The 15,590-nt window shown below is 59.9% G+C and carries 5 protein-coding genes; 4 read left to right on the plus strand and 1 reads right to left on the minus strand.

From position 1 onward, the window contains the following. Positions 1-134: 134 nt before the first annotated feature. Positions 135-1,463 (minus strand): adenosylhomocysteinase, encoded by a 1,329-nt coding sequence (gene ahcY, locus EPD60_RS11840; RefSeq protein WP_131449685.1) that lies wholly within the window; start codon positions 1,461-1,463, stop codon positions 135-137. 255 nt (positions 1,464-1,718) lie between these two features. Here ahcY and EPD60_RS11845 point away from each other — a divergent pair, with 255 nt between their 5' ends. The 4 genes from EPD60_RS11845 (at position 1,719) to EPD60_RS11860 (ending at position 15,546) form a co-directional block, all read left to right on the plus strand. Beyond that, positions 1,719-6,542, plus strand: a complete 4,824-nt coding sequence (locus EPD60_RS11845) for a PKD domain-containing protein (RefSeq protein ID WP_131449686.1) — start codon at positions 1,719-1,721, stop codon at positions 6,540-6,542. Positions 6,543-6,741: 199 nt separating this feature from the next. Next, on the plus strand, positions 6,742-11,586 hold the full coding sequence (locus EPD60_RS11850; RefSeq protein WP_131449687.1) for a PKD domain-containing protein: 4,845 nt from the start codon (positions 6,742-6,744) through the stop codon (positions 11,584-11,586). A 19-nt stretch (positions 11,587-11,605) separates the two neighbouring features. After that, on the plus strand, positions 11,606-12,616 hold the full coding sequence (locus EPD60_RS11855; protein ID WP_131449688.1) for a PorP/SprF family type IX secretion system membrane protein: 1,011 nt from the start codon (positions 11,606-11,608) through the stop codon (positions 12,614-12,616). A gap of 149 nt (positions 12,617-12,765) precedes the next feature. Next, positions 12,766-15,546 (plus strand): TolB family protein, encoded by a 2,781-nt coding sequence (locus EPD60_RS11860; RefSeq protein WP_131449689.1) that lies wholly within the window; start codon positions 12,766-12,768, stop codon positions 15,544-15,546. The last annotated feature ends 44 nt before the right edge of the window (positions 15,547-15,590 follow it).

Genomic DNA, 15,590 nt, shown 5'->3' on the forward strand with positions numbered 1-15,590 from the left:
CATTGACAAATGATGCCCTTTGACCGGGAGTGATCGCACTTTCCGCGTTTTATCGCGGTATCAAAAATGCCAAGGGCCCGCGTAGCGGGCCCTTGGTGCTTATGTTCAGCGGTTTCTGCGATTTCCGCGTGCAATCAGTAGCGATACATCTCCGCCTTGAACGGACCTTCCTTGCTGATACCGAGGTACTCGGCCTGCTCGGTGGTCAGCTCGTCGAGCTCGGCGCCTACTTTCGAAAGGTGCAGGCGGGCAACCTTCTCGTCGAGGTGCTTCGGAAGTACATATACCTTGTTCTCGTACTTGTCGCCGTTGGTCCACAGTTCTACCTGGGCCAGGGTCTGGTTGGAGAAGGAGTTCGACATCACGAAGGAGGGGTGGCCGGTAGCGCAACCCAGGTTCACGAGGCGGCCTTCCGCCAGGATGATGACGTCCTTGCCGTCAACATTGTAGATGTCAACCTGCGGCTTGATGGTATCCTTGGTGTTACCGTAAGCCGTGTTCAGCCAGGCCATGTCGATCTCGATGTCGAAGTGGCCGATGTTGCACACGATGGTCTTGTCCTTCATCTTACGGAAATGCTTTTCCGTAATAAGGTCGCGGCAGCCGGAAGCAGTCACCACGATGTCGGCTTCAGCAACGGCGTTTTCCATTTTCTTCACCTCGTAACCGTCCATAGCAGCCTGGAGGGCGCAGATGGGGTCGATCTCGGTAACGATCACGCGGCAGCCGGCGCCACGCAGCGAAGCGGCGGAGCCTTTACCCACGTCGCCGTAGCCGCCTACAACAGCCACTTTACCGGCCATCATTACGTCGGTAGCGCGGCGGATAGCGTCCACCAGCGATTCCTGGCAGCCGTATTTGTTGTCGAACTTGGATTTGGTAACGGAGTCGTTCACGTTGATGGCCGGAACGGGCAGGGTGCCTTTGGCCATGCGCTCGTAAAGGCGGTGAACGCCGGTGGTGGTTTCTTCAGAAATACCCTTCACGTGCTGCACGAGCTCGGGGTATTTGTCCAGCACCATATTGGTGAGGTCGCCGCCGTCGTCAAGGATCATGTTGAGGGGACGGTCGGCGCCGCCAAAGAACAGTGTCTGCTCGATGCACCAGTCGGCTTCTTCGATGGTCTGGCCTTTCCAGGCAAAAACACCGATGCCGGCGGCGGCGATGGCGGCAGCGGCGTGGTCTTGAGTAGAGAAGATATTGCAGGAGCTCCACTTCACTTCAGCGCCGAGGGCCACGAGGGTCTCGATGAGCACGGCCGTCTGGATGGTCATGTGCAGGCAGCCGGCGATGCGGGCGCCTTTCAGGGGCTGGGAGGGACCATATTCCTGGCGGAGGGACATCAGGCCGGGCATTTCGGCCTCCGCGAGGCGGATCTCCTTGCGGCCCCAGTCGGCGAGGCTCATGTCCTTCACCTTATAAGGAAGGCTGAAATTGAGGTTGGAGCGGGTAATCGTAGACATTTCGAGTTTGATTTGAGGCGCAAAGATAGCGCTTCCCCGCCAATGGCGGGAGGGAGCTACGGTTGTTTCATGCGGTCTCACCCCTGCTTTCCAGTCGTTAGACGTTTTTTTATAATATGTCGTCGCTTCCCGGGCTATTTTTGCACCCCGCCCGGAACTGTGAAACACGGTGTCAGCAAGGGTTTCGGATCCTAAGGTTTTACTTTAGGAGCCGAAAAAAAACCCTTAGCGGCAACCCCGGTCGCCCCGGCCTATATGAGAAACCTGACCAACCGGATCGGCGTCCTGCTGATCGCCCTTACCTTTTTTGCCATCGTGCCCGGGGCCCGTGCCCAGGGACGCCCGAAGGCACGTACCGCCAGCCTCAGCGCCGGCTTTGCCGCAACCGTTACTTCCGGCTGCGCGCCGCTGCTGGTACGCTTCCAGGATGTCAGCACCGGCGGCGCCACCCAGTGGCACTGGGAGCTGGGCAATGGCGTCACTTCAACGCAACAAAACCCCGCTACCCTCTACAACCTGCCCGGCACCTACAGCGTGCGGCTCGTGGTACGCAACAGCTCCGGTGCCGACTCCGTGCTCCGGAGCGGCTATATCCGCGTTACGGCGGCCCCTGCCGTCCGCTTCGAGCTTTCCGACTCGGTGGGTTGTCTTCCCTTCGCACTCACCCTCCGTGACTACAGCACCAGCGATTCGGCCATCGTGGGCCGTGCCTGGGACTTTGGCGACGGTACCCTGGGCAGCGGTATGACCGCACAGCACCTGTACCATCGTGCCGGCACCTATAGCGTCACCCTCAAGGTGACCAACAGTGCAGGCTGCAGCAGCTCTTTCACCAAAACAGCCGCGGTGCGGGTATCGGAAAGCCCGGTAGCGGGCTTTACCGCCGCCGACCCCACGCGCTGCGCGGCACCGCACCGCGTTCAGTTCAATGCGAACGGCAGCGGTCTGCAATACCGGTGGGATTTCGGCGACGGCACCTCGGCTACCGGCGCGCAGCCGGCACATACCTATACGGCCGAAGGCAGCTACTCCGTACGCCTCGTCGTAACCAACGCGGCGGGCTGCAGCGATACCCTGCTTCGTACCGATCTGGTACGGATCGGCGCGGACGCCTCTTTTTCGGCACCCGATAGCATTTGCGCGGGCCGGCCGCTGGGGCTGATCAACAGCAGCAGCCCGGCACCGGCGCAGCAGCTCTGGGATTTCGGGAATGGAAATACATCCGGCCTGCAGCAACCGGTTACCAGCTTTCAAACGCCGGGGATCTATACCATCCGCCTCATCAACCATTACGGCGACTGCGCCGACACGGCCGAGCGACGCCTGACGGTGCTTCCGGCACCGGTGGCGGCTTTCCGGAGCGCCGATACGGTCTCCTGCAGCGCGCCTTTTTCGGTGGCCTTTCAAAATAATTCCACCGGTGCGGCCGGTCAGGAGTGGGATTTCGGCGACGGCACCCGCTCCACCGAAGATGCACCGGTACATATTTATTCAGCCCCCGGGCATTACACGGTACGCCTCGTGGTGCGGAGCTCCGGCGGCTGCACCGACACGCTGGTACGTTATTCCTATATCAAGGTGCAACTTCCCGACCTGCGCATCGCGGGTCTTCCGCAATCAGGTTGTGCGCCGCTTACAATCTGGCCGACGGCGACTGTAGTTGGTGACAGCATTAGACGTTACGACTGGGATTTTGGCGACGGCACGCGTTCCACATCTGCTGCGCCGGGTCACGTTTATGTTCGTCCCGGCATTTATGACCTGCGCCTCACCGCTACCACCGCCAGCGGCTGCGTGCAGACACAGACGATCAGCGCCGCGGCGCAAGCTTTCGAAAAGCCGCGGTCTTCCTTCACGTTCACTCCGCCGGTTTCCTGTGCCTTTGCCGGTGTTGCCTTTCAGAACACAAGCAGCGGGGTAGGGGCCGCCACCGCCTACAACTGGTCCTTCGGTGACGGCTCCACTTCCCCGGAAGCAAGTCCGAGCCACACTTATGGAAATATCGGCCTCTTTTCGGTGCAGCTTATTGTCGCCAACGGTACCTGCACCGACACGGTATCGCTGCGCGATACGGTTCGTATCCTGGCACCCATTGCCGTGATGGCCATCGAAAAGAATTGCGACAACCGGTACGAGCGCAGCTTCCGCGACCGCTCGGTGGGTGCGCTCACCTGGCATTGGGATTTCGGCGACGGGCAGACGTCCACCGTTCAGCATCCCCGGCATACCTATGCGGCGGCAGGCACCTACCTGGTGAAGCTCCGCGTAACCAATGGTACCTGTTATTTCGAAACGAGCGATGCGGTGGAGATCATTGACGAGAAAGCGCATTTCGTGCGGCCATCCGCGCCGGTATGCAAAGGCATGCCTTATACCCTTCAAGCCGATGGCATCCGGGGCAACCGCATTGCCGGATGGAAGTGGGAGATGGGTGACGGAACAACCTACCAGTCGGCCGGTCTTGCCACGCACTCCTATACCCGCAATGGCAGCTACCGCATCATGCTTACGATCACCGATCTGAACGGGTGCACCAGCACTTATTCGGACAGCATTACCGTGATCGGCCCGGAGGCAGCCTTTACGGTAACCGACCCGCTGCTGTGCCTGCAGCCCGGTGGCAGCACCGCCCGTTTTGAAGATCATTCGGTGCCCTACGCCGGCAACCCGATTCTGCAGTACTCCTGGAATTTTGGCGACGGTGGTGTGGATAGCAGCGGCAACCGCGCGCCGGCCAACCGCTACACCGCCCGTGGCGCCTATACCGTTTCGCTCACCGTGCGCGATGCGGCGGGCTGCGTGGATACCAGGACGATGCCTTCTGCCGTGCGCGTGGCGCGACCGGTGGCAGCCTTCATTTCAGCCGACACCAGCACCTGCCTGCAGCGGGATGTTGATTTCGAGAACCGGACTGCCGGCGATGGCCCGCTTCGTTTTGAGTGGTCTTTCGGTGACGGCAGCAACAGCAGCCAGGAAGCGGCGCAACACCGGTACAGTGCTACAGGTTTTTACAGCATCCAGCTGCGCGTGACCGACCATTGGGGTTGTGCCGACACCAGCACGCGTGACAACTATATCCGCATATCGGTACCGAAGGCCCGTTTTTCGATGTCCGATACAACCGCTACCTGTCCGCCGCTGCAGGTGCAGTTTGGAAATTCCTCTACCGATTACCTGTCGCAGCAATGGGACTTTGGTAACGGCAACGGATCCGCGCTTGCGGCTCCTGCTCACCTCTATAATACCGCGGGTGTTTTTCATCCGCGCCTCGTGGTAACCGGCCCCGGTGGTTGTGCCGATACTCTGGTGCGTACGGTGATCGTCAAAGGGCCTTCGGGCACCATCCAATACGACCCGGTTTCGGGTTGCAGCCCCCTCGGCGTTTCCTTCACAGCCAGCACCCGCAACCGGGATTCGCTGGTGTGGGACTTCGGCGACGGCGCGCTCCATACCGGGCTCGACTCGCTGGTGCAGCATACCTACCGCGACACCGGCAGCTTCCTGCCGCGCCTGCTGCTGTTTGACCGCAGCGGCTGCAGCGTCGTTATCAACGGCACCGATAGCCTTCATTCGTATCGACTCTTCCCGGCCCTTGCCGCCGACAGCCGGAGCCTCTGCGATTCCGGTACCGTACGGTTCCAGGGCCTCAGCACCGGCAATGACCGGATCAGCGGCTGGTTCTGGGAGTTCGGTGACGGCGCGACCTCGGTGCTGCAAAACCCGGCACACCGGTATACCCGGCCGGGCACCTACGATGTGCGCCTCACCAACCGCGGCGCACAGGGCTGCGAAGCCACCAGCGTCGCTTTCCGGGTGCAGGTGCATGCTTCGCCGAAGGTTGGCATCAACCTTACACGTGCTGCCGCCTGTGTACCCGCCCTCTTCCCGGTACAGGGCCGGATCCTGCGTGCAGACACCACGATCCTAGAATGGAGCTGGAGCCTCGGCGACGGGCGTAATGCCGCGGGATCAATACCGGCCGCCTTTACTTACACCACGCCCGGGAGTTACCCCCTGAGCCTGCAGGTGCGGGATGCCAACGGCTGTACCGCCGGCGTGTCGGATACGGTGCTCGCCCGTGCTCTTCCCGCGGTGGATGCCGGCGCCGACTTCGTGCTTTGCCGCGACAGCAGCCGGCGCCTGCAGGCCCGCGGCGCACAAACCTGGTCCTGGTCGGCTTCGCCGTCCCTGGACTGCAGCAACTGCGCTAACCCGCGCGTGACGGCCCCCCAAACAACCCGCTATTATGTAACCGGAACCGACGCATTCGGGTGCAGCAACCGTGACTCGGTGCTGGTGACGGTGCAGCAGCGCCTCCCGGTGCAGCTCCTGTCGCGCCCCGACTCGCTGTGCCTTGGCCGCTTTGTTACCCTCCGGGCCGCGGGTGCCGAACGCTATGAATGGTCGCCGGCGACCGGCCTGGACGCGCCTTTTGCCGCCAGCACGACGGCAAAGCCGGAACGTACCACCACCTATACCGTTGTTGGTCGTGATAATGCCGGCTGCTTTGCCGATACGGCGCGGGTTACCCTGACGGTCTTCCCGATACCGCAGGTGACGGCCGGTCCCGACCTGGAGCTTCGGGCCGGAGATACAGCCACCCTGCGCACGAGCGGCTCCGCCGACATCACTTCCTGGCGCTGGACGCCTTCAGGTCAGCTGAGTTGCAGCACCTGCCCGCAGCCCGTAGTAAAGGCCGGATACAGCAGCCCGCTCCGGGTGATCGTGCGCAATGGGGGCGGCTGCACGGCCACCTCGGAAATGAAGTTTACGGTGACCTGCAACGGCGGAAACGTGTTCCTGCCCAATACCTTTTCGCCCAATGCCGACGGGATGAACGAGCGCTTCTTCCCGCGTGGAAAGGGACTCGCGGGGATCCGGTCGTTCCGGGTGTTCAACCGCTGGGGTGAGGTAGTTTACGAAAGGCTGCACTTCAATGCCAACGACCCGGCCGCGGGCTGGGACGGGACCTTCCGGGGCAAGCCGGCGCCTGCCGATGTTTACGTGTACACCTGCGAGGTGCTGTGCTCCAGCAACGAGGTGCTGCCGCTGAAAGGGGATGTGAACCTGATCCGCTAAAGGGAAGCCCGGCAGTAACCGGGCGGCCTTTTACCCAGTTTATCCGGCGTTTTAAACTACTCGCCGGAATGGCGTTCGGAGGCCCACCGTATTCGGTATATTTGAAGTTCCGGCGCCGGGTGTGCGTTCGGACCGCCGGTTGAACGGCGGCTGGTGGTTTCCAGGAAGGGAAACGCCGGAAAGGCACCAAACTAACCTTATGCGTAACTATCTGCTTTCCCTGCGCCGGCATGCGCTTGCTCTCATCCTGGTGCTGGCTGGCGCCACTGCCGCCCAGGCCCAGCTCCGGGCTGGCTTCACCGCTACTCCGCGCTCGGGCTGTGCGCCGATCCTGGTCAATTTTATCGACACCTCGTCAGGCGTCCCCACGTCCTGGCGCTGGGACCTTGGCAACAACACGATCTCCACGCAGCGCAGTCCCTCCACCACTTACCTGACGCCGGGCACCTACACCGTCAGGCTGGTAGTGACCAATGCCACCGGCTCCGACTCGGTTGCCAAAGTAGACTATATCACGGTGCTGCCCAGCCCGACCGTCAGCTTCCGGGGCATCGACTCCATCGGCTGCGCCCCGCTCACAACCGCTTTTACCAGCAGTATCACCAGCACCGGCTCTACCATTACCTCGCTGCTGTGGGACCTCGGGGATGGCACCTCGGCCAACACGGCCACCGCCACCCACGTGTACAACACACCGGGCCAGTATAATATCTCCCTCACCGCCACCAACGCGGCGGGATGCTCCAAAACGGTAGACACACCGGCCTATATCAAGGTGGGACCGAAGCCGGTGGCTTCCTTTACCAACTCCAATCCGGGCAACTGTACGCTGCCTTTTACCGTCAACTTTACGGCTACCACGCCGGGTGCCGGCAACACCTATACCTGGGATTTCGGCGACAACAGCACCGGTACGGGCGCTAACCCTTCGCATACTTATACCGCCGCGGGCTCCTACACTGTAAAAATGGTGGTGACGAGCCCTTATACCTGTAGAGACTCGGTGATCAAGACAGCGCTGGTGCAGCTCGGTTCCACCACGGCTTTCACTTCCAACGCCACCATTTGCGTGGGACAGAATGTTGCGTTCACAAACAACAGCGTCCCCACTGCCGTTTCGCAGGTCTGGGATTTCGGTGACGGCACAAACAGCAACAATGCGGTTCCTGTGAAAAGCTACGCAACTGCGGGTACCTATACGATCACGCTGACCAATACCTATTCCGGCGGCTGTACCAATTCGAGCACCCGCACCATCACCGTGCTGCCCAAACCGACAATTGCCTTCACCGCCGATCGCACGGTTGCCTGCGCGGCTCCGCTGACGGTGAATTTTACGTCTACCGTGACGAATGGCGGCACCTATCTCTGGGATTTCGGTGATAACACGACATCGACACAGGCAAATCCGTCGCATACCTATACCGCCGTGGGCGCTTACATCGTATCCCTTACGGTGACCAACGCCAGCGGCTGCTCGGAGCGTCTCGAGAAATACAATTTCATTTATATCCAGAAGCCGCAGATCACGCTGGCCGGCCTTCCTAAGGGCGGGTGCCTTCCGCTGCAGGTTAACCCCGTGCCTACCGTTACCAGCATCGAGCCGATCACGAGCTACGCCTGGAACTTCGGCGACGGTGTGGGCACTTCTACGCAGCAGAACCCGACCTATACGTATAACGCACTGGGTACCTACAATGTGACCCTGACCGTGACCACCGCCTCGGGATGTACCAATACCCTGGTAGTAAGCAACGCGGCAACGATTGACCCGAAGCCGGGCCCTGAGTTTACGAATACACCGGCCCAGTTGTGCGCCAGGATGCCGGTAACCTTTACCAACGTGAGCACCGGCACCAATGCCGGCACTTTCTACCACTGGGAATTCGGCGACGGCAATTCTTCCGGTCTTCAGAGCCCGACACACCTGTATACCGACACGGGCTATTTCTCCGTACTCCTCGTTGTGCGCAACGGTCAGTGTATCGATTCAATCCGGCACAACAAGGCAGTGCGCGTGCTGCCGCCGTTGGCCAACTTCGATGTGAGCAGCCTCTGCGCCGATAAAATGACCCGCGGATTTACCGACCGCTCTAAGGTTGATGTCAATCTTTCCCCGCTCACCTATGAGTGGCATTTCGGCGATGGCAACACCGCTGCCATCCCGAGTCCTTCTCATACTTATGGTGCTACCGGAACCTACCCGGTTATGCTGGTGGTCGTTAACGGGATTTGCCGCGATACCGCCGCCGCCACGGTCCGGATCGTGAACGAGACGGCCAACTTCAGCGTGTCGGCAACGACGGTATGCCGCAACGCACCGGTTGACTTTACACCGACAGGTATTAACCTCGCCAATGTAAGTTCTTTTGCGTGGGATTTCGGTGATGGTACCGGCTCCTCTGTTGCCGGACCCGTGAGCCATAATTACAACCTCAATAACACCTACACCGTAACCCTGCTGGTGACCGACGTAAACGGCTGTACCAGCTCCTTCAGCCGCGACATCACGGTACGCGGTCCTTCGGCAAGCGTAACGCCGCTGCAGACAACGCAGTGCCTGCTGCCGGGCGGAAATCCCGTAACCTTCAATGCGGCCGTCGTGACCGACCCCGGCTTCCCGGTGGTGGGCTATATCTGGAATTTCGGCGACAACGGCAACCTCGATTCCGCCAGCACCATTTCCGCCACACATACTTATTCCACGCCGGGTGTTTATGCCATCAGCCTTACCATCCGCGATGCGCTCGGCTGCGTATTCAACTATTCGAGCGCACCCGACGCGGTAATCATTTCAAAGCCGACAGTTGGCTTTAGCTCCGGGGATACGATCACCTGTACCAACCGCCCGATCACCTTCACCAATACCTCCACGGGCAACGGCCCCCTGCAGTATGACTGGCACTTTGGCGATAATACCACGGGTACGCAGCAATCACCGGTGCACAACTACAGCGCCACCGGCATCTATGGCGTGAAGCTTATTGTAACCGATGCCTTCGGCTGTAAAGACAGCACCGACCGTCCCAATTATATCAACATTTCTTTCCCGCATGCTTCGTTCAGCATGCGCTCGTACACCGCCAACTGCCCGCCGCTCGACGACACCATCCGCAACCTGTCTACCGACTACCTGCGTTCGGCCTGGGATTTCGGTGACGGCAGCACTTCATCGCTCAACTCGCCTTTTCACCGGTATTCCTACGCGGGTTCCTACAACCTGAAGCTTACGGTTACCGGCCCCGGCGGCTGTACCGACGACACCACGATGGTCATCGACATCAAGGGCCCGTCGGGTTCCTTTACCTATGCGCCGCTCAAAGGCTGTATGCCGTTTACTGTAGACTTCGCTGCCACGACGCAGCACCGCGATTCCATCATCTGGGATTACGGCGACGGCAACACCTGGTTTACGAAAAGCGAAACGGCGAGCCACGTTTATTCCGACACCGGAAACTTCCAGCCGCGTATCATCCTGACCGACACTTCCGGTTGCTCGGTTTCCATCTTCGGTGATGAGATCGTTCACTCTTATAAGGTGTACCCGAAGCTGGATGCAAGTCTGTTCAATCTTTGCGATTCGGGCGTGGTCAACTTCTCCGGGCTCAGCGCAAGCAACGATGTGCTTACCGGCTGGCAGTGGGACTTTGGTGATGGCGGATCGGCAACGGTGCAGCATCCATCGCACAACTATACAACGCCCGGAACCTATACCGTAACACTTACCAACACCTCCCAGTTCGGTTGTACGGGCACGGTGAGTACGCAGCCCATTACGGTGCATGTATCTCCGAAAATCGCGGTGGTGCCGCCGGCAGCGGCTGCCTGTGCGCCGGCAACCTTCAGCTTCGCGGGTAATGTGACACGCAACGTGCCCGGTACGCTGACCTGGAGCTGGACCTTCGGTAATGGCAACACATCTACTGCGCAGAACCCCACCGCGCAGGTGTATCCGGTGCCCAATACCTACCGCATCCGTGCCCTGGTGACGCACAGCAACGGCTGTACCGACAGCGCCTTCAGCGATGTGCTGGTGCGCCCGCTGCCGGTGGTGGATGCCGGCGCCGATGTGCCCCTGTGCCGCGACAGTGTATTCACGCTCAACCCGAGCGGCGCGCTGACCTATGTGTGGGATCCGAATGGAACCCTGAGCTGTCTTGCCTGCCCCAACCCGGTTGCCAGCCCCACTGTGAACACAACCTACTGGGTTACCGGTACCGATGCCTTTGGCTGCTCCGGCCGCGACTTCGTGCGTGTGACGGTGCGCCAGCCTTTCCCCTTCATCCGCCCGGTGCTGCTGGATACGATGTGCGCCGGCGCCCGCCTGCAGCTGGATGCCCGTGGTGCCGACATCTACCAATGGTCGCCGCGGACCTATCTCAACGACAGCACGCTGGCTAACCCGACGATCACACCGGACCGTGACACCGTAATCACTTACATGCTGGTTGCCCGCGACAGCGTCGGCTGTCGCCGCGATACCGCCTTCACGACCATCAGGGTGTACCCGGTTCCGCAGATCAATGCTGGTCCCGACCTGACCCTGGCCGCCGGTGATACCGTAAGGTTCCGCAGCACCTCTTCACCTGATATCCTGACCTGGCGCTGGGTACCGACCCTTGGCCTCAACTGCAACGACTGCCCGCAACCCGTGCTCCGCGCCGTTCAATCGCAGCTATACCGCGTGCTGGTTCGCAATGAAGGCGGCTGTACGGCCTTCGACGATCTGCAGGTGACCGTTACCTGCGGCGGTGGAAACGTGTTCATGCCGAATACTTTCTCGCCTAATGGCGACGGTATGAACGATAAGCTTTATCCCCGTGGAACGGGTATCCAGTCCATCAAGTCGCTGCGGATCTTCAACCGCTGGGGCCAGGTGGTATATGAGCGCCTCAACCTGAAAGCGAACAACCCGCTGGACGGCTGGGACGGCACGATCAAAGGCGTTAAGGCGCCGTCCGATGTGTACGTGTATACGCTCGAAGTGTTGTGTGTGAACAATGAGGTCGTTCCCATCAAGGGCGACGTAACCCTGATCCAATAAACAATTGAAGCCGACAAAAATGAAAAATATCCGACAACTCCTGGTGGCTGCCTTTGCCCTTTGCGGCGCAAGCGCCGGCGCGCAGGACCTGCACTTTTCCCAGTTCTACGAGACGCCCCTGGTGCGTAATCCCGCCCTGGCCGGTATCGTCAACGGCGATTACCGGGTGCAGGCCGTTTACCGCAACCAGTGGAACAGCATCGTTAATGCCTATAAGACCGTTTCGGCCAATGCCGAATACAAGGTCCGTGTAGGACAGGCCGACAACTTTGCGACCATTGGCCTGCAGGTATTCCATGATGAGGCGGGCTCCGCCAACCTGCAAACGACGCATATCCTGCCCGCGCTCAACTTTCACAAGTCGCTGAGCGCCGAGCGCAACCTGTACCTGTCGGCCGGTTTTATGGGCGGCATCGTGCAGCGCCGCTTCGACCGCAGCAAGGTGACCACCAACAACAGCTACGACAATGGCTTTGACGGTGAGCCGCTGCGCAGCAACGGCTACAGCTACTTCGACGGAAGCGCCGGACTTTCGCTCAACGGCGATTTCGGGGCAGAAGGCACCAACTCTTTCGTGCTGGGTCTAGGCTACCACCACATCACCCGCCCGAAGAACAGCTTCTTCCTGGGCAGCGGAATCGAGCTGAAGCCAAAGTATGTTATTTCGGGCGACGTGAAGCTCGGGATGACCGAGAATACACACGTGGTGTTCTACTCCGATTTTGTGATGCAGGACAAGAATCAGGAGTTCATCGGCGGCGCCCTGTACAATATTGTTTTTGGTCCCGATATCGAGTCTACGGATTTGACCCTTTCTGCCGGTGGCTTCCTTCGCTGGAACGACGCGATCATCCCAACAGTGAAAGCCGAGTTCCGCGGCCTCTCGTTTGGCCTCAGCTATGATGTCAATATCTCCAAGCTTCGCAATACAAGCTATGGCCAGGGCGGCTTCGAGCTGTCGCTTACCTACCGCGGCTTCCGCCGCAGCGAGAACTCGTCGCTCAACGCGATGAACTGCCCAAGATTCTGATTTTACGATCTCCGATGTCGGATGTCCGATAAGAAGCGGATCGCCTTGCGATCCGCTTTTTCGTGCGCCGGCAAAATCCGAGATCCGACATCGGAGATCGAACGATTCCCCCCCGGGTACGTTTATTGTATTCTCCCTATCTTTTGCTTATGAAGCTTCGATTGCCCCTGACCGTCAGCCTGTGCTTTGTGCTTTCCGCCGTGCAGGCGCAACAATTCGGTGCCGTCCCGCCATCGGTGCGCTGGCAACAGATCCGCACCGACACGGCGCAGGTAGTGTTTGCGGCCCCGGCCGGGGCGCAGGCGCAGCGCATCGCCGGCATCGTACACCGGATGGCTGCCGCCGACACCGGGAGCACCCGGTTCCGGCGCATCCCGATCGTGCTGCACAACAATACCACGCTTGCCAACGGCTACGTATCGCTTGCTCCTTTCCGCAGCGAGTATTACCTGGTGCCGGGCAGCAATATCTTCGAATTCGGCAACCTTCCCTGGAACGAACAGCTGGCCGTTCACGAATACCGCCACGTGCAGCAATACAACCGCTTCAACCGCGGACTCAGCCTGGTAGCCGGCACCTTGCTGGGGCAGGAGGGGCGATCGCTTTTCAATGCGCTTTCGGTGCCCGACTGGTACTTCGAAGGCGATGCGGTGTATGCCGAGACCGTCTTTTCCCCCCAGGGCCGCGGGCGCCAGCCCTGGTTCTTCAACAACTTCGAAAGCATCTGGAAGGAAGGTCGTAATTACAGCTGGGCCAAGCTGCGCAACGGCTCCTACCGCGACCAGGTGCCCAACCATTACCCGCTCGGTTACCTGCTGGTTAACTATGGCCGCGAGAAATACGGGGCCGGCTTCTGGACGAAAGTGACGAATGATGCAGCATCGTTCAAGGGGCTTTTTTACCCGTTCCAGCGGGCGGTGCTTCGCTATAGCGGGCAGCGATTTAAAGACTTCCGGAAGGAAGCCCTCGAATCGTACGGGCACCAGGTAAGCCGCAAGCGCGACGAGCAGGCAACCCGCGAAGTAGTGACCCACTACGAGTTTCCCTCACGGATTGCCGAAGACACCCTGCTCTACCTCAAATACGGCTTCCAGCACATTCCTGGCTTTTACGAGCGGGTTGGCGGTAAGGAACGCCGCATTGCGCTGCGCAGCATCAGCACCGAAGACTGGCTGTCGTATCGCAACGGTACCGTGGCTTATACGGCCACCAGCACACACCCGCGCTGGTCGCTTGTCGACTACAGCGACATTGTGCTGCTCAATACCGCTACGGGCAAGGAAGAGCGCATCACCCGCCACCAGAAATACTTCACCCCGGCGCTTTCGCCCGACGGGAGCCGGATTGTGGCCGTACAGATAAACGATTCTTTGCAGGCAAGCCTGCAGCTGCTCGACCGCAGCGGCAAGGTGCTGCAAAGCCGGCGCACACCGGCAGGTGCGCTCTTTGTGCACCCGCAGTTTTACGATGCGGGCACCGTGGTGGTCGGCATCCGCCACCCCGGGGCGCGGATGTCGCTGGCGTTGTACGACATCGCGACGCAATCCTTTTCGCAACTCTTACCGCCCACTTCATCAACGATCGGCTACTTCTACCCGGCCGGCGGCAAGGTGTATTTTACCTCCTCGCTCAATGGAACCGACGATCTGTACGAGCTCGATGTGGAAACGAAAGCAACCTTCCGGCTCACCACCGGCGGCGTCGGTCATTACTTTGCCTCCGTAGGCGCCGGCAAATTGCAATGGTCTGACTTTACCGGCAACGGTTTCCGGATACAGGAGCAGCCGCTTTCGCAACTGCAGCGGATTGAAGTGCCGGTAGGGCAGTGGGGGCTTTCCCAGCCGCCCTTCCCGGTAGCCGGTGCCGACAGCGTGGAGTCGGTGCTCGACGGCGAGCGCCGTGTCTTTGCCGTGCAGCCCTATAAGGGCGGTTCGGGGCTGATCAATGTACACAGCTGGCGCCCTTATTACGAAGACCCGGAATTCACGTTTTCCATATTCAGCGACAACGTGCTCAACACATTCAGCAATGAGCTTTTCTACCGCTACAATATTAATGAATCGGCCCACTCTGTTGGCTTCAATACATCTTATGGCGGACTCTTTACGGTGTTGAGCGCGGGGGTGGAGCATACGTTTAACCGGACGGTGACCCGCAGGCTGCAAAGCAGCACACGGGTGGAAAACTACAGCGCCACAGACGTTCATGTGGGTTATTACGTGCCCTTGAATTTCACCCGGGGAAAGACCTACCGCTACCTCCGTTTCGGTACCGACCTCGTATTCAACTGGACCAGCCCGGTGGGTGCCACAAAAGGCATTGTTCCCGCGTCATCGAGCGCCTACCTGAGTCACCTGGTTGCCTGGACACAGGTTCTGCCCAGGGCGCACCAGCAGCTATTTACGCGCCTTGGCTACTCGCTGGTGGGCAACCTGCGGCACCGGCTCGATGGAAATGGTTACCTGGCGCTTGGCACCGGAACACTTTACTTACCTGGCGTCGCCCGCACCCATAGTTTGCAACTGCAGGGAAGCATCCAGCAGGTGGATACGCTGAACCGCATCTTTTCCAATCGCTTTGCCAACAGCCGGGGCTACGAGGATTACTTCAACAGCCGGATGTGGCGCCTTTCGGCCAACTACCACCTGCCGCTACTGTATCCCGAGATCGGTGCTGCCAACATCGTCTATCTCTCGAGGATTCGTGGAAACGGTTTCTTCGACCTGTCGCGCTTCTATTCGAACAACAAGCAAAACTCCGTCGACCTGAAGACAATCGGCGCTGAGGTATACTTCGACACAAAATGGTGGAACCAGTACCCGGTAAGCGTGGGCCTTCGTTATAGCTACCTTTTAGATGCGGCTAAAGTGGGCGCGTCGAGCCCGCATGTTTGGGAGATTGTGCTGCCCATATCACTGCTGCCCCGTTAAACGGCGGGAAAGAAAAAACGCTGATTCCACAGGCGGAATGCGCA

The organism is Flaviaestuariibacter flavus (assembly GCF_004337505.1).
Lineage (GTDB): Bacteria > Bacteroidota > Bacteroidia > Chitinophagales > Chitinophagaceae > Flavisolibacter > Flavisolibacter flavus.

Excerpts from the sequence above, each read along its gene's own strand:
- EPD60_RS11850 (WP_131449687.1), top strand. The coding sequence starts at position 6,742 with ATGCGTAACTATCTGCTTTCCCTGCGCCGGCATGCGCTTGCTCTCATC.
- ahcY (WP_131449685.1), bottom strand. The coding sequence starts at position 1,463 with ATGTCTACGATTACCCGCTCCAACCTCAATTTCAGCCTTCCTTATAAG.
- EPD60_RS11860 (WP_131449689.1), top strand. The coding sequence starts at position 12,766 with ATGAAGCTTCGATTGCCCCTGACCGTCAGCCTGTGCTTTGTGCTTTCC.
- EPD60_RS11845 (WP_131449686.1), top strand. The coding sequence starts at position 1,719 with ATGAGAAACCTGACCAACCGGATCGGCGTCCTGCTGATCGCCCTTACC.
- EPD60_RS11855 (WP_131449688.1), top strand. The coding sequence starts at position 11,606 with ATGAAAAATATCCGACAACTCCTGGTGGCTGCCTTTGCCCTTTGCGGC.